At 54.9% G+C, this 15610-nt stretch carries 14 protein-coding genes; 4 read left to right on the plus strand and 10 right to left on the minus strand.

The window, feature by feature from the left end:
- Window positions 1-20: 20 nt before the first annotated feature.
- A complete protein-coding gene (locus tag ACO2Q8_RS03100) occupies window positions 21-758 on the minus strand; it encodes an IclR family transcriptional regulator (protein ID WP_423343317.1) in 738 nt (245 codons plus the stop codon).
- Window positions 759-825: 67 nt separating this feature from the next.
- Here ACO2Q8_RS03100 and ACO2Q8_RS03105 point away from each other — a divergent pair, with 67 nt between their 5' ends.
- A complete protein-coding gene (locus ACO2Q8_RS03105; RefSeq protein ID WP_423343318.1) occupies window positions 826-1851 on the plus strand; it encodes a bile acid:sodium symporter family protein in 1026 nt (341 codons plus the stop codon).
- Between the two features lie 6 nt (window positions 1852-1857).
- Here ACO2Q8_RS03105 and egtD read toward each other — a convergent pair whose 3' ends face one another.
- From egtD to ACO2Q8_RS03135, 6 genes are all read right to left on the minus strand, one after another.
- Window positions 1858-2883 (minus strand): L-histidine N(alpha)-methyltransferase, encoded by a 1026-nt coding sequence (gene egtD, locus ACO2Q8_RS03110; protein ID WP_423343319.1) that lies wholly within the window; start codon window positions 2881-2883, stop codon window positions 1858-1860.
- Window positions 2847-4043: an ergothioneine biosynthesis protein EgtB gene (egtB, locus tag ACO2Q8_RS03115; RefSeq protein ID WP_423343320.1), complete on the minus strand. Its 1197-nt coding sequence runs from the start codon at window positions 4041-4043 to the stop codon at window positions 2847-2849. Before egtB ends, egtD begins: the two co-directional genes overlap by 37 nt.
- A gap of 6 nt (window positions 4044-4049) precedes the next feature.
- On the minus strand, window positions 4050-5447 hold the full coding sequence (locus tag ACO2Q8_RS03120) for a mercuric reductase (RefSeq protein ID WP_423343321.1): 1398 nt from the start codon (window positions 5445-5447) through the stop codon (window positions 4050-4052).
- Between the two features lie 175 nt (window positions 5448-5622).
- Window positions 5623-7842, minus strand: coding sequence for a TonB-dependent receptor family protein (locus tag ACO2Q8_RS03125; protein WP_423343322.1), 2220 nt, complete (start codon window positions 7840-7842; stop codon window positions 5623-5625).
- Window positions 7843-7927: 85 nt separating this feature from the next.
- Window positions 7928-9232: a vanadium-dependent haloperoxidase gene (locus ACO2Q8_RS03130; RefSeq protein WP_423343323.1), complete on the minus strand. Its 1305-nt coding sequence runs from the start codon at window positions 9230-9232 to the stop codon at window positions 7928-7930.
- A 200-nt stretch (window positions 9233-9432) separates the two neighbouring features.
- The gene (locus ACO2Q8_RS03135; RefSeq protein WP_423343324.1) at window positions 9433-10410 is read right to left on the minus strand and encodes a helix-turn-helix transcriptional regulator; all 978 of its coding nucleotides are present in this window, start codon (window positions 10408-10410) and stop codon (window positions 9433-9435) included.
- A gap of 365 nt (window positions 10411-10775) precedes the next feature.
- On the opposite strand from ACO2Q8_RS03135, the gene ACO2Q8_RS03140 reads away from it, so the two are divergent.
- From ACO2Q8_RS03140 to ACO2Q8_RS03150, 3 genes are all read left to right on the plus strand, one after another.
- On the plus strand, window positions 10776-11312 hold the full coding sequence (locus ACO2Q8_RS03140) for an adenylate kinase (protein ID WP_423343325.1): 537 nt from the start codon (window positions 10776-10778) through the stop codon (window positions 11310-11312).
- A 62-nt stretch (window positions 11313-11374) separates the two neighbouring features.
- On the plus strand, window positions 11375-11917 hold the full coding sequence (locus tag ACO2Q8_RS03145; protein ID WP_423343326.1) for a Crp/Fnr family transcriptional regulator: 543 nt from the start codon (window positions 11375-11377) through the stop codon (window positions 11915-11917).
- A gap of 70 nt (window positions 11918-11987) precedes the next feature.
- Window positions 11988-12731 carry an SDR family oxidoreductase gene (locus ACO2Q8_RS03150; protein ID WP_423343327.1) on the plus strand — a complete coding sequence of 248 codons (744 nt, stop codon included), beginning with the start codon at window positions 11988-11990 and terminating at the stop codon, window positions 12729-12731.
- 283 nt (window positions 12732-13014) lie between these two features.
- Here the strand turns inward: ACO2Q8_RS03150 and ACO2Q8_RS03155 are convergent, their stop codons facing one another.
- The 3 genes from ACO2Q8_RS03155 to ACO2Q8_RS03165 all read right to left on the minus strand — a co-directional run bounded on the left by ACO2Q8_RS03155 (window position 13015) and on the right by ACO2Q8_RS03165 (window position 15583).
- Window positions 13015-13431, minus strand: coding sequence for a hypothetical protein (locus ACO2Q8_RS03155; RefSeq protein ID WP_423343328.1), 417 nt, complete (start codon window positions 13429-13431; stop codon window positions 13015-13017).
- Between the two features lie 702 nt (window positions 13432-14133).
- A complete protein-coding gene (locus ACO2Q8_RS03160) occupies window positions 14134-15414 on the minus strand; it encodes a hypothetical protein (RefSeq protein ID WP_423343329.1) in 1281 nt (426 codons plus the stop codon).
- A 10-nt stretch (window positions 15415-15424) separates the two neighbouring features.
- Window positions 15425-15583 carry a hypothetical protein gene (locus ACO2Q8_RS03165; RefSeq protein WP_423343330.1) on the minus strand — a complete coding sequence of 53 codons (159 nt, stop codon included), beginning with the start codon at window positions 15581-15583 and terminating at the stop codon, window positions 15425-15427.
- Between the last annotated feature and the right edge of the window lie 27 nt (window positions 15584-15610).

Genomic DNA, 15610 nt, shown 5'->3' on the forward strand with positions numbered 1-15610 from the left:
GAATTCTTCCTCAGTTAGATTTAACTGGCTAACCGCCGGTTGATCTGCCCGGCGGTTTCGCGCACGGCCTGGAGAATGACCGGGCGCCGGGCCGCCGTATACCGGCTTTCGGGCAGAAACACGCTGAGGCTGGCGACCACTTCTCCACCCCGCCGGATCGGCACGGCAATCCCGACGATGTGTTTCAGCGAACGCGTGATCACCAGTTCCTCCCCGCGAATAACCGCCAGCGCCTGCCCTAACTGCTCCCGGGTTTCGATGCCGGGCCAGACGGTCGCGGTCGGCAAACCGATAGCTTCGATCAGCGCATCGCGTTCTTTTTCCGGCAGAAAAGCCAGCAGAATCCGGCCCGTGGCTGTCGGATAAATATCGGATTCCGTACGGCTGCGAACCTGCAAATCCTGATCGCTGTTGACAATGTGCAGCAAAAACCGCCGGTTGTTGCGCAGAATACCGAGCAATGACGTTTCGTTGAGCTGGGCCGTCAGGTGTTCCATGTAGTCTTTGGCGGCCAGTACCAGGTGCTCGTTGTAGGCTACGTTGTCGGTCAATTGGTAGGCCATGATGCCCAGCCGGTAGCCTTTCCGACGGCCCACATGGTCGAGGTATTTTTTTTCCACCAGCGTCTTGACGATATTGGCGCAGGTAGGCTGGTTCAGGCCGGTGGCCGCAGCCAGCTCCGTCAAGGTCGTCGGTTCATTGTCTTTTTTGGCGACATATTCTAATAATTCCAGGGCACGAACAACAACCTGAATCATCGGCAGTTAACGATTTGGGGACTTTGAGCCGCTAAGGTAATCAATCATTCAACTATCCTGACGTTTTGTGAACAATCCGACACCCACCCGCTCTGCCCCTACCACCGGTTCCTCCCTCCGTTCCCTGGCCGCCCGCGCCGGTCTCGACTGGTTTCTGTTGGCCTTGCTGGGCATGATCGGCCTGGCTTACCTCTGGCCCGAACCCGGCATTCAGGAAGGCCCGTTTTCGCTGTCGAACCTGGCCAACCTGGGGGTATCGGTCATTTTCTTTTTCTACGGGCTGCGGCTGAGTGGCGATAAACTCCGGGCGGGGCTAGGCAACTGGCAACTGCACCTGACCGTCCACCTGACCACCTTCGTCCTTTTTCCGCTGATCGTGCTGGCCGGTTTTTCGGTTTTCGAAACCGGCGAAAACCGGTTGCTATGGCTGGGCGCTTTTTACGTAGCAGCCTTACCCTCAACGGTTTCCTCATCCGTCGTCATGGTTTCGCTGGCGGGCGGCAACATTCCGGCGGCTATTTTCAACGCCAGCATTTCGAGCCTGATCGGCGTGTTCATTACACCTTTATGGATGGGTTTATTCCTCTCGACGGGTTCCGGTCAGTACGACTTAGGCAGTGTCATCGGGAAGCTGGCGTTGCAAGTGATCGCACCGGTCATTTTAGGAATTTTGCTCAACCGGTGGCTGGGCCGCTGGGCCGAACAGCACAAAAAAGCCCTGAGTAACTTCGACAAAGTGGTCATTCTGACGATTGTCTACACTTCTTTCTGCGAATCGTTCGAGCGCCGGATGTTCCAGAGCCTAACCGCTGCGGACCTGCTGGTGCTGGGTGCCAGTATGCTCGGCCTGTTTTTTCTGGTTTACGAACTGGTCAACCTCGTCAGCCGCCTGCTGGGGTTCAACCGCGCCGACCGGATTACGGCCCTCTTCTGCGGTTCCAAAAAATCGCTGGTGCAGGGCAGCGTGATGGTAACGGTCTTGTTTCCCGACAATGTGGTCGGCATCGTGCTGCTGCCCATCATGATGTACCACGCCCTGCAACTCATTGCCGCCAGCGTACTCGCGCAGCGCCTGGCCCGGCAGACGGTCTAGCGGTTTTCATTTCTGAAAAATCACATCCGCGAAATAGTGTTTGCAATCGGTCAGCCAGCCGGTCAGTTGGAAGCCCGACTGTTCGGCCAATTGCTCGACGTCGGAGCGGGTAAACTTGCGGGAAATCTCGGTGTGAATGATTTCGCCGTACTGAAACGCCACCCGGAGGTTCAGGTCCCGGATCGTCACGGTTTGCACCTTCTGGCTGACCAGGTAACTTCGGGCTTCGCCGGTTTCGGGGCTGTAGGTTTCGTAATGATCGAAAGCCGAAACGTCAAAATCCGCGTCGAGTTCGCGATTAATGCGCCGGAGCAGATTCAGGTTGAAGGCTTTCGTCAGCCCCTGCCGGTCGTTATAAGCCGCGTGAATAACCGCCGGATGTTTCTGTAAATCAAAACCGGTCAACACCAGATCTCCGGGTTGCAGCGACTCATTGATTTGCCGAAAAAAGCCCACGGCTTCGTCCGGGGCAAAATTCCCGATGTTCGACCCCAGAAACAGCACCACCAGCCGGGGCCGTTCCACTCCCGACCGGTTTGCCAGCCGCTCGATGGCCTCAAAATATTCGCCGTGCTGTGGTTCCAGCTTCATGTGGGGCCATTTTTTCCGCAAATCAGCCGTCAGGTTTTCCAGGGCCGAATCGGAAATATCGACCGGTGCGTACGTAAAATCGGCCTTTTCGTCCCAGAAATGTCCTAGCAGCAGTTTGGTTTTCAGCCCGTCGCCCGCGCCCAACTCGACCAGTTCGAACGGACGCCCGTCGGCCGAAAACCGCCGGAGCAGTTCCTGCTTGCTGGTTTCCAGAATTTCGTATTCCGAGCGCGTCAGGTAATACTCGGGCAGGTGCATGATTTCGGCGAACAACCGGCTGCCTTCCGCATCGTAAAAAAACCGCGAAGACAGGCGTTTGGGCGTTTTCGTCAGTCCCTCCAGCACTTCCCGCGCCAAATCGCTCAACCCATCCGGACCAGTATTGTCAGAAATTAATTCAGCGTTCAGGATTGAATCAGTCGGATTCCGGTGTATTGCCATCGTTTGTCAGGTTGAAAAAAATTGCGGTACGTCGGTCGGCTGTGGCCCTCGGGCGTGACTACCGAAGCGCCCCGCAACACCATTTGCCCGCTCATGAATTTGCCGTTGTATTCGCCCACGGCCCCTTCGGCGGTCGTAAAACCGGGGTACGCCAGGTAAGCCGAAGCGGTCCATTCCCAGCGCAGGCCCCAGCGGAACGGGTTTTCGCTCAAAGCCGCCGACTCCCATTCGGCTTCGGTGGGCAACCGCCCTCCCCGCCAGCGGGCGTAGGCATCGGCTTCGTAAAAGCTCACGTGGCAAACCGGCAAGGCCGGATCGACCGGCTGCAACCCGGCGAAGGAATACGAATACCACCGCCCGTCGATTTTGTACCAATACAAGGGTGCTTCGATCTGCTGCGCGTTAACCCACGACCAGCCGTCGGACAACCAATGCCGAAATTGCTGGTAGCCACCGGCTTCGATAAATTCCAGGTACTCCGCATTGGTCACCAGTTGCCCGCTCAGCGTCACATCGTTCAGGTAAACCTTATGGGCGTTCAGCTCATTATCAAAGCAAAAACCGCCCGATTCGTTCCGAAAACCGATCGTGTAGACGCCTTCGGGCAAAAAAACCGCCGGACCGGGTTGATCGACAGCCCGTTCGTTGACCGGCATGTCAATGGCCGGAAAAAGCGGGTTGTGGCCCAGGATGTATTTGATGTCGGTGGCAAGCAACTCCTGGTGTTGCTGCTCGTGGTTCAAGCCCAATTCGATCAGGCTCCGGAGTTCGGTCGTGAGCAGCTCGCCGGACAAAAACCGGGTCATCGCTTCGTCGACATACGCCCGGTACTCATAAACCTGCTCCACCGTCGGGCGGCTCAGATTCCCGCGCTGGGTCCGGAGCACCCGGCGGCCCACCGACTCGTAGTAGCTGTTGAACACAAAGCTGAAATCGTCGTGAAAAGCCCGGTAACCCGGCGCGTGCGGCAGCAGCACGAATTGTTCCCAAAACCAGGTCGTATGCCCCAGGTGCCACTTCGGCGGGCTGACATCGGGCGTGGGCTGCACCACGTAGTCCTCCGTTTCCAGCGAGGCACAAAGCCGCTTGGTCCAGCTCCGGACCTGGCGGTAAGTATCCGGTAGAATTACGGTTTTTGGTTGAATAATCTCCTGAATCATAATTGGTTAATCAAGTTGAGCGAACAGGTTATTGAGTGCTTCCGCCAGCGTCGGGTGGGCAAAAACCGCATCCCGGAGTTGCTGATACGAAAGATTTCCCATCATCGCGATCTGGATCATCGCCATCAATTCTCCACCCTCCATGCCCAGCATGGCCGCGCCCAGCATCTGCCCGGAATCCGCATCGACAACGACTTTCAACAAACCGTTGGGCTGGGAGGTTTCCAGGGCGCGGGCGACCCGACTCATTGGCATCGACGCGATGCTGACGTTCCGGCCCTGCTTTCGGGCCTCACGCTCCGACAGCCCGATTCGTCCCAGTTGCGGATCGGTAAAAACCGTGTACGGAACCGGGCGGTCCGTGATCGCGGCCGAGCCGCCTTCGAGCAGATTTTGCCGGACAATCCGGAAGTCGTCGTACGAGATGTGGGTAAAAGCCGGTCCGCCTTTGACGTCGCCCAGCGCATACACCCCGGGTTGGGTGGTTTCCAGCCGCTCGTTAACCTGAATGTAGCCCTCCGCATCGGTTTTAATCGCTGCAGCATCGAGTTGCAGCACGGCGGTGTTGGGCGTGCTGCCGGTGGCGACCAGCAAGTGAGAACCGCTTACGGTTTTGGCCCCCTGACCGGTTTTCAGCAACAGTTCAATCCCGCCCGCATCGTTCCGGCTCACCTGTTCTACGGTCGAATCCAGATGAATTCGGATGCCTTCTTCGGTGAGAAAAGTGGCTATCTCGCTGGCAATTTCCTCATCTTCGTGACTCAATAGCTGGCTCCCACGCTCGATCAGCGTGACTTCGCTGCCCAGGCGCCGGAACAACTGCCCGAATTCCAGTGCAATGTACCCACCGCCCAGAATGAGCAGGTGTTGCGGGCATTCGTCCAGGTCCATCAACGTGGTAGAGGTAAGCCAGGGGACGGTTTCCAGGCCGGGCAGATCGGGTTGGCGGGGGCTGGTGCCGGTATCGATAAAGATATGGTCGGCTGTCAGCGTTCGGGTGTTGCCGTCGGGCTGCGTGACTTCCACCTGTTTTGGACCCGAAAACCGGGCTTCTCCCCGAATCAATGTCAGGTTGTCGGCTTCGTCGAAGCTTTGCTGAATCCCGTTTCGAAACTGTTCAACGATCTGGTTTTTTCGGCGCTTTACAGCCGGATAATCCACCCGAACGTCGCCGGTCAGGATGCCGTACTCGCTAGCCCGCCGGGCCTGGTGGGCCACCTGCGCTGACGCGATCAGCGTCTTGGTGGGCGTACAGCCGTAGTTGATGCAGCTTCCACCGACAAATTTTCGTTCAATGACAGCCGTTTTCCAGCCTTTCTCCGCCACTGTCAGTGCCAGCGGTTTGTTGGCCTGCCCGACCCCAATCAGGAGGGCGTCGAAGTGTTCAGAAGTTGTGTTGCTCATAAAGACGCTCCTACTCAATGATCAGACGGTTTACTTTCTTAACCACCAAAGGCGGCTCCTGTTCATTGAATAGCCAATAAAAGGGCTTATTTTTGAAATGAGCTGATTTATGGCACAAAAAAAGCGCATTCCGGGCGTGGAAAGCCCAAAATGCGCTCGTAATCAGCAACATTTTTTATAAAGTTAGTGCCGCTGTCACGACTCCGCCCCTCCCGTCGGATGGCCAGATGCCCGGCCCTGGATAAAACGCGGGCCGTTTCGTGAAATAGGATTTGTCCAGCACGTTATTCAGACTTCCCCGGATCAACAGGCGACGATGCGCCTGCCAGGTTGCCATCACATCAAGCAAACCGTAGTCCGGCACCAGGCCCCGCGCCCCATTGGCCGACGGCAGGGAGGTATTGAACGCATCGGAGAACGTTTTTCCGACATAACTGTACAACGAGGTGAACCGGATCCGGCGGTATTGGATGGTAATCCCGTTTCGGCTGGTCCAGACCGGCACCGATTCAACCCGATTACCGTCGATGATGACATTCTCTTTTCCATTCGAGAGCGATGCCTTCCGGTAACGCGCGTCCATGTAAGCCGTTGAGCTAAAGAACTGAATGCTCCAGCGACGACCCCGCATGAGTGTCGCTTCCACCAGGGCTTCAAGTCCCCGGCTGCGGCTGTCGCCTACGTTCGAACGCAGCACCAACGTCGGTCCTGCCGAATCGCCGGTCAACAGGTTCCCCATTCGGTTGCGATACAGCAATTCGAACAACGAGACGTTCCACCGAACGGTTTTCCACTGTCCCTCCAGCCCGATTTCGGCGTTATGGCCCCGGGCGTCTTTCAGGTTGTCAGCCACGCGCTCGTAAACCGAGGCCGGAATGAGGTCCTTAAAAATAACCGGACGATACGCCTGCGACCAACCGCCGTAAAGCCGAGTCGCCGGGTTGAAGCGGTATTGCGCATTGAATCCGAACAGCACAAACCGGTGCCGAACAAGGGCGGGAACATTCTCCAGAGGATCATTTCCAATCGTGCCGCTCATCCGGCTCGCGCCATTTTCGGCCCGAAAACCGCCCGCAAGCTGGAGACGGGGCGTTACCTGAACCTGGTTTTCGGCAAAAAACGCCCCGTTGCGGGAGCGCAAATGCAGGTCACGGCCCCAGACCGGATTGGTCAGGCTCAAATCAAAGTCTGAACCGGTGGTTCCTTTACCCACCTGTTGCCGGTGCAGATCGTTGTTGATGCCCTGCATCCCAAAGGCCAGCGTCGCCTTCAAACCGGCCAGTTGATAGCGGTGCAGCAGGCGCAATTCCGAGGTATAGCTGTTAAACCGGTCGATGTCGACCTGCCGGTTTTTGTAAAAGCCAGTTTGTTCGTCAACGGCATCCGGCACGTTGGCAAAAGCGTCGAACTGAACGCTGTTGCGGGCACCCAGCACGGCCGATGTAGTCCAGCTCAGTTGAGTTCGCCCGGAAAGCCGCCAATCCAGCCGGACCGACGGCACCCAGATATCCGGGTTGAAGTAATTCCGGCTTCGGGTCGACTGACGCGGGTTCTGAAGAAATAGCGAGTCGGTCAGCGGCCCCGGAATCTGGTGCCGGTACGTCGAGCGGCCCACCTCCGCCCGCCATTCTACCCGCTTCGAAGCCCGGAACCGAAGGCTCAGAAACTGGGTCTGAGCAGTCGAGCGGCTGTTGGCCCGGTAGCCATCGCTGGCGCGCCGGTAATCGTAAGTGTAATAGGTCCATTTTCCAATCCGCCCACCGAGGGCGTTATAGGTGCTTCGCAACCCGAAAGAACCGATGGAATTGGTCGTTTCGAAGCCCAATCGCCGGGTCGTATCGGCGGTTTTCGTGACGTAATCGATCATACCGCCGAATTGTGCGCCGTATTGAAGCGAAGCCGTCCCCCGCACCAGTTCCACCCGCTCCATACTTTCGAGCGGGGGCGAATAATGGCTGGCGGGATAGCCGTACAGGTCCGAATTGATGATGACTCCGTTCTGGCGGCTGTTCAGTTCCCACGACCGGTGCGGGTCCAGCCCCCGGGTGGCAATGTTAATCTGGTTGCCGGTGCCGTCCATGTCATAAACGAACACGCCGGGGATGCGGGCGAAAAGCTGGCGGCCGGTTTTCTCAGCCACATTGGCGTCGATACCGGCCAGCCGAACAACTTCGCTGCGTTTACCCGCCATCAGGTACGTGCCCTGTACGTCGGGCAGTGCCTCAGTGTGGTTGAGCCGGAATCCCCGAACGGCCACTTCCCGGAGTACCCGCGCCGAATCGGCTGGTGGATTTCGGTTCGGGTTGGATTGGCCCCAAAGACCGACGGGGAGCAGACTCAGCAACAGGTGCAGCCCATAGTAAAGCGTCAGGTGTAAGCGGTACTGCGTTTGCACGGTTCATTGTATTTGTTGTTGTGAAAAGGGTAAAAGTTCCTCCGGTAGCGCCGGGCGTACCGGAGGAAGGCCCGGATCAGGCGGTTTATTTCGCCGACACCGAAACCGGTTTCAGGTAATTGTCGACCGTCCATTGGCCAATTTTGCTACCCAGATCCAGACCGGCGTCGCAGGAGAACCGGAAGTGAATCCCGACCATGACCCGCGAGTCGGCATTTTCCTGAGCCGCCTGGCTGAAGCTTGTAAAGCTGCGTTTCGGATGAGCCGGATCGGCGGTGAACGACGTCATCGTAAAGGGCGTTTTGTCGCCCAGGACCTGCGCCAGCACCGTAGCGGCTGCTTTGCCCAGCGTACTGTGCGTCGACGGATAATCCTGCACGGGGGGCGTCGGCATCAGCGGTTCCCAGGTAGCGTCGGGGGCGGTTTTGCTGTTGCCGTCGTTTTCAGCCGCCCGGATGGCCGTCAGCGGCCGCCAGAAATTGTAGTGAAACTTCGAATCCCAACCGGCAGTGTAGGAGTCAGCCAGGGCAATGTTCACCAGGGCAAACAGGCGCGCCGTGGTCAGCAGGTCGGTTTTCCGGTCGGCGGCAACGGTGCGGGTCACGCGGTTCCAGCCAATTTCCGAAAACTCATACCAGAACATCCCGTAAACGGTTTCTTCGGCCGAACGCGTTTTGCTGTCTTTCTTCCCTTTTTCTTTCACCTCCTGAAAGGCTTCGGCATACGCCGGGCTGTTCAGAGCCGGTTGTGGCCCCACCCGAAACTGGTCCGGTTTGGTCAGGCCAAACGGTTTCATGTCTTTCCAGAACGGCGCGAACACGAAGGTAAAAGGCTGAACCGTCTGGTAAACGCCCGGTTGTGTCGAGGGCGTTAGGGCCGCAATCGGGTCCTGCTGGGCACCGTCGTTCTGGCGCAGGCTCAGAATGGCCGTAGCGGCTTCTTTCCCTAACGCCTTGCCCCGGTTGAGCCGTTCGCCCGTCGGCAGCGTCTTCAGCGATTGCGTCAGCGCCGAATCCAGACTGGTTTTCTTATCGGGAAACGAATTGACCAGCACCTCATAAGCTGCTGTGGCCGCAGCCGCCACCGGATCGGCACCTGTATCCGAACGCTTGAGTGCATACGTTTGGTAAGCCGGAGCAATGGCGTTCAGGGCGTCGTGCATCGCCAGGTGAACCATCGCGTTGATGCGGGAAGCCAGCAGCGAGTGCTGATACGAGGTGCCACCCATGGCTTGAAACGCCATTTGATTCCAGTCCAGAATAACCTGGTTGGAATAGCCTGCCAGCAGCGGTTTCTTTTCGTTTTCACCGGGGTTGACCCCATTTGAAGGGTTGCAGGCGAAGAACAGAACGGCTGCCAGAATAAACGCGAAAAAAGATGTTTTTTTCATGATGATAAGCTAGTATTTGGTTTACGGCTACAAAGTAACTACCTGCTTATCAGGGCCCGGATATGCGAAAAGGATTACGACTTATGCCAAACGTATTTATCTGGAGAGAGTCAAAACCGGGTGAACTGCAAACAGAAACGGCCCGGATACTGGTGCATCCGGGCCGCCGTCGAGCTGTAAAATTGGGAACAAAAAATCTGTCAATTCAGGACCAGCGCCTGTTCTTTGACCTGCACCGGTGAACAACCAAACCGACGTTTAAAGGCCACACTGAAATTCGAATAGTGGTTATACCCAAGCTGGTCGGCCACTTCCAGCACATCCTGCTGGCTGTCGAGCAGAAGCCGCCGGGCGTACTGCATTTTCTGGTCGTCGATGTAACGCATGACCGAGGTGTCGAATAGCTTTTTAAAACCGTATTTCAGTTTGAAGGTGTTCAAGCCGAAGTGGCGGGCAATTTTCTCCAGCGACAAATCCTCCAGAAAATGCTGTTCTAGATACTGTTTCAGGTCGTGCAGGGCCTCAATGTCGCGCCGGGTCAATTTGGTGTCAGCCCCATTCAGATGCACCCGGTTTTCCCGAAAAATCAGAAGCTGTTCGATTAGCAGCAGTCGGACCAGCGAGTCCTTGTAGGTTTGCGCAAACTTGCCTTTGTAGGGGCAATTCACGAGTTGGCGCACAATCTCAGCGAGTTGGGCCCCCATCGGACGGCTTTGCCTGATGGTCGAAAACGGCTGATCGCCATCTTCGAGCATGCGTTGCCAGTCGTCGTCCTCCATGCCTTCCTCCAGCAACTGGGCAGCCGCCACCTTCGGATCAAACTTAATCGCCAGGCTCTGCATCGACTGGTTTTCTCCCACCACAAATTTGGAAAGCAGGATGGGCAGGTAACACAGGGAATGATGCCGCTCGGGCACCCATACATCATGCTTCAGGCTAAACCGGCCGTTCCCCCGGAGCTGAAAAAACATGAGCAGCGTTGCCTCGGGTCGGTAAAGCCGAAATTGCAACCGGCTCTCTTCCGTGATGTAGGTACTCTGGCTCAGCGAAGCACCGCTTAATTCTTCGATTTCAACGACCACCTGGCCTAAACCCGGCTGTTCGAGCCGGAGCGAAGCCGCCCGGTTTTTCCGGTACGCTTCATTGACAGTGTGTTCAATTTCTTCGGTTGTCAACATGCCTGGGCCTGTCTGTTTGCAACTCACGCCCTAACAACCAATTGTATGGCGTGAGACATACGTTTAGCAAAAGTAACCGGGTGGCCCTCCCCTGACCAACAGTTCTTGAGTATCCGGTTGAATGTCTGTCTAAAATTCCCGTTTCACTGCCTGAACTTTCCATTTTACGGTCTAAAGTTCCCGAGCGGCCGTCTGCCATCCCGTGTCTCCCGATGCCGGTTTGAGGGGTTGCAAAGTTGAAGCGGTTTATCGTTTTTGCAAGAAAATTGAAGAAAAACGCGGGCTTATGCGGAATGTAACCCGTGTACAACTTCCATTATTCATTATTGGTTATTCGCTATTAACCCTCCCAAACCGCCCCGTACATGAGACTTCACCTTTTCGGCGCATCGGGCAGTGGCGTCACCACGCTGGGGACGGCGCTGGCGGCTCATTTGAACCTCCCCTACTTCGACAGTGACGATTATTTTTGGGAGAAAACCGACCCGCCGTTCACCGTCCGATGCCCGCCCAACGAACGGAACGCCCGGATTTCAGCCGACTTGACGGCTGCGAACGATTGGATTCTGGGTGGTTCGGTAATCAACTGGGGCCAGGCGGTTTTCCCGGTTTTTGATCTGATTGTCTTCCTCTGGATTCCGCCCGACATTCGGCTCGAACGGCTGAAAAATCGGGAGCTGGAACGGTATGGTTCTGTCATTCAGACCGATCCTGAGCGCCGACGGCAGTTTAAAGACTTTTTGGCCTGGGCCGCTGACTATGACCAAGACACCGGCCTGGCGAACCGGACGCTGAAGGCCCACGAAGCCTGGCTCCGCACCCGCCCGGAGCCGGTACTGGAGTTACGCGGGGATCTGAGCACAGCCGAACGCCTGGAGCGGGTGTTGGCGAACGTTAAGTAAGCGAATATTCATCCACACTTCCTCAGCAGTGAATAAAAGTGCGAACCAAAAGCTCATACCCGATGCTTGACTTACCCCAAAAAGAGACGGAAGAATTCCTTCATATCGCCCGGAGAAGGATAATTAATAAACACGATTTTTTCATTCTTAATGGAGATATTCCGCAAAAAGTAGGCTACGTATTAAGCGGCCTTTTCCGGTACGTTTATTTTGACGCATCAGGCGATGAGTTTACGAAATCATTAATTCCGGAAGCTAATTTTATCGTTTCCTACTCGGCCATGATTAACGGACATGGCTCGTACTTTGCCATTCAGGCGCTGGAGGATTCAACCATTTTAGAAATTGATTATCAGCAATGGTTATCCTTAAAAGAAGAAAATCCAGTTTGGAACCTTTTTTTAGTCAACTTACTGGAAAAGGCTTTCGCAATAAAAGAGAAGCGGGAAAGGGACTTGCTACTGCTTGATGCCGAAACCCGCTACCAGAACTTTCTGGAAGAATTCCCGCAGATGGAAAACCGGGTAAAGCAGCACATTATCGCTTCCTATTTGGGGATAAAGCCGGAATCATTGAGCCGGATAAAGAAAAAAATCGTCTCTTAACCTAGGTCAATGCGGCTGTAGACTGGCCGAAATACATTTGTTCCGAATCAGAAACAAATCGTATTTTCAAATGGACTACAGGAATCATAAAGTCCTGATCACGGGAGGAAGCTCCGGCATTGGGCTGGAATTAAGCAAGCAGTTACTTGAAAAGGGAAACCGTGTAATTATCTGCGGCCGAGATCAGGAAAAGCTTCGGGCGGCCTGCCAGGCCCACCCAACCCTGGAAAGTTACCCGTGTGACCTTGCCGACCCGGAACAATGCCTTCAACTCTGTGACTGGATCAAAAAAGAACACCCCGACACAAACGTTCTAATCAACAATGCAGCCATTGTCCATACCATCCGCTTTCTCGACGATACCGACAGCGTAGAAAAATGTCAATCCGAGATTGACACCAACCTTTTGGCACCGATCCGGTTAACCAAGGCTTTAATCCCGGTTTTGATGCAAAACGAGCGTCCGGCAGTTATTAACATCACGACCGGGCTCATTTATGCGCCCCGGGCTGACTATCCTTTTTACAATGCAACCAAAGCCGCTTTGCACGCTTTTACACAGGTTTTACGCATGCAATTGCGCGCGACCAATCTTAACGTCATTGAAGTGATGTTTCCCGTTGTCGACACGCCCTGGCACAACGGAAAACCGCCTAAAATTGCGATTTCTCCCCAAAAAGCGGTCCAGAAAATGCTACTGGGGCTGGAAAAAGACCGACCCGAAATCAGAATTGCCGGCGTACGGTTTTTATACTTGTTATCGAGGTTATCTCCGCAGTTAGCCATACGAATAATCAATAATTTACAAAAATAACTTACTGTCGTTCAGCCGCTTGTGGCATGTTACCTTCTTTTACATGTACCTGATGCAGGGCATTCCATCCAGTTTTGCCCTGACGGCACTGGCCAATTACCTGACCGGCCGGGGCGTTTCAACGGCTCCTGCGAACCGGTAACGTAAGCAAATAATACACAACAAAAAAAGGAAAGCGAACTGGCTCGCTTTCCCGGATCAAGAAACGGTGGGTAGATTGGGTTACGGGTTTAGAAAAGTCAGTACGTGTTAAAAACCGACTCACCATGAACCGACCGGTCGGTTAGTACCGGCGACCGTAGTAGCCCCGATCATTCCGGCGGTATTGTTGCTGGTAGGCAAACAGTCGTTCGCGCTGGAATGGCGTCAGGACAGACATCATTTCCTGGTTTTTCCGACGTAGTGTGTATTGGTACGCCCGCGGGTCGCGCCGGCGAGCGGCTTCCATTTCGCGGTAGTCGTAGCGGTCTTCGATACGTTTCAACTCCCGCTCCTGCCGACGCGACAACCCGACGATGGCATCCAGGCGGTCGATTTTAATATCTTCCTGGAAATCGTCGTAGCGTTGCCGGTCTTCGAAGCGGTCAGAACGCCGGTCGTCATAGCGCGGATCAGGGTACCGGTTATCGTACCGTTGTGCCATTGCGCTACCGGTTCCTAATACAGCCAGGGTGAAGAGAGTGATGATGGTCGTTTTCATGGTTGGTCGTGTTAACTTGTTGTTTTATGTCTCTTAGAGGACCCCGCCACGCCAACGTTTAATCCGGTTTAATCTTTTTTTTTCACCATTCGCAGGAGCTTTTCAAAGCGGCTCACTGGCATACTCCAGTACGCTATGTTGCCCGTCAACTAGGCCCTGCGGCTAGGCTGATTGCCCAAATACGGTCCGGACGCAACGAAACACCTGAACGATCCGAAACCGACCTGGCTCGGCTCCGAATCATTTGGGCAAAAAAAAGCCTGGAGAATACTCTCACAGGTCTTTTTTAGTGGACAATTCCGGTAAGTCTTCGTTTGCCCAAGCAGCCTCAACTCGAACGCCCTACCCTCTCACCAAATAACTAAGTAATAATAACTAAATTAATCTTAAAACAAATAAGATACATTAATTCACTTCATTAGCGGTTCGAGTCCAATTTCTGCCGAAAATGGTGTCGCAGAGCTTTCTTTTGGGCCTCGCAGCCAATACTACACATTACTTAGCCAGTCCAACTGATCATTTGACGGATAAGCCTGGCAAAAGTCACACCCAGTTTGCACAAAAAAATTACCAGTAGCGAAAATAGTCAATCCGGTCCGTTTGTTACTATCGTTAGCACGTCATCCTCCTGTGAAACTTTAGTCAAGCTTTCCGGTTCCCGTACGAATCGCTCCGTGTTGTCTAGTCGGCCTTCCCCGGTTTTCACCGCCCACAGTCCATGCATTTGACCCTGAACACCCCGCGCAGGGAAGAAGTCGATACGACGGGCGGCAATGACGCCACAAACAGACCGGAGGACTGCACATCGAATGTTCCCATGATAACCCCGTATTTCATATGGGTTGCTTTGAGCGAACCCGGGCTGACGACCGGTTTTTTATCCACCACATACAGATGCGCATATTCCGTTACTGGATCCGGCCGATAAAGGATACCCGGCAGGGTTTTGCCCCAGGGATAAATGCCGAGCGCATCCGTTGGTTTGGGGCCAGCCTCCCATTTTAGATTCACCGTCTTTTGACCATTTTCCCCGTCGATTCCTTTGACGGTCCCCCTGAGGTGGGCACCGGCTTTCGGAAAATGAACCCAGTCGCCCCCGCCCGCCTGAATCGACAGGCCTTCTTTCACCACATAAATCGTTGAAATCAGTTGTGCCACCTCTTTCCCCGGCGAGCCCAGGTGCGCAACCACCCGCACCGGGTTCGTATTCGGTAGCTGGCCCGGCGACTGGTAGGTTACTTTCTTTCCGGTGCCAATCACCTGGCCTTCGCCCTGCACTTCCCAGCCATTGATGTAATCAACGGCGTGCGGTTTGGGCAAGGGTCTTTCCCGTCCTTTGGGAAAATCTTCGAGCAACCAGTTGATGGAGCCCAGGTCGAAAAGTTCGATTTCGACGGATTGCCCCGGGTCGATAGCGGTTAGTTCGGGTTCCAGATAGACGTACTTGAAAAACGTAAAATCCGTAAAGTGGTTGACTTCAATCGAAACCGTGTGGCTGTTCGTGTCGACTTCGGTGCCACCGACAGCCATCCAGACCCCTTTGTCGTTTTGGTAGGCAATCCCGAAGGCTTTGGGAAAGCTCCGTTTTCCTTCTTCATCCGTGTATTTCACGCTGACGGTGACGGACTTGGCAAATTGCTGACCATCCGGCAGCATCCGATAGGCATTGCCTACCCCAGCCTGATTGGTATTCGTGATGGGCTGCACCGAAATGGCCACGTTCTTGTCGAGCGCCCCGGCCGGAATTGTCACCGAAAACCGCTCTTCTTCGTCCGTGATGGTTCCTCCGGCCGGACCGATTGTTTTGATGACGGCGGTTCCCGACGGTGTGCCGACGGGCAGAACAGCCCCGGTTTCGGTAGTCGGCGGATTGGGCAGTTCCGGGGCAGAGTCGCCGGGAGTCGGATCAACCGCATTTTTACAGGCGGCCATAAAGAGCAGATAAACCCCAATCCAGAGTAAAAAGTACGTAAAACTTTTCATGGTGATTCAGTCAGTAGTTGTTGTCTTTTGAAATTTTAGCCGAATATGCCTCCATTGCGCCCGGAAACGGTTTTCGGTTTTCAATCAAGCGCAGGTTTCGGACGTTCAACCGGATAAAACCGCCCGCCAAACGAACGGTTGGCTCAGAAAAACCGCAGACTGCCAACATTCCCGTTACGCGGGTGGTTGATTAGCG

It is taken from the genome of Larkinella sp. VNQ87 (assembly GCF_049445795.1).
Lineage (GTDB): Bacteria > Bacteroidota > Bacteroidia > Cytophagales > Spirosomataceae > Larkinella.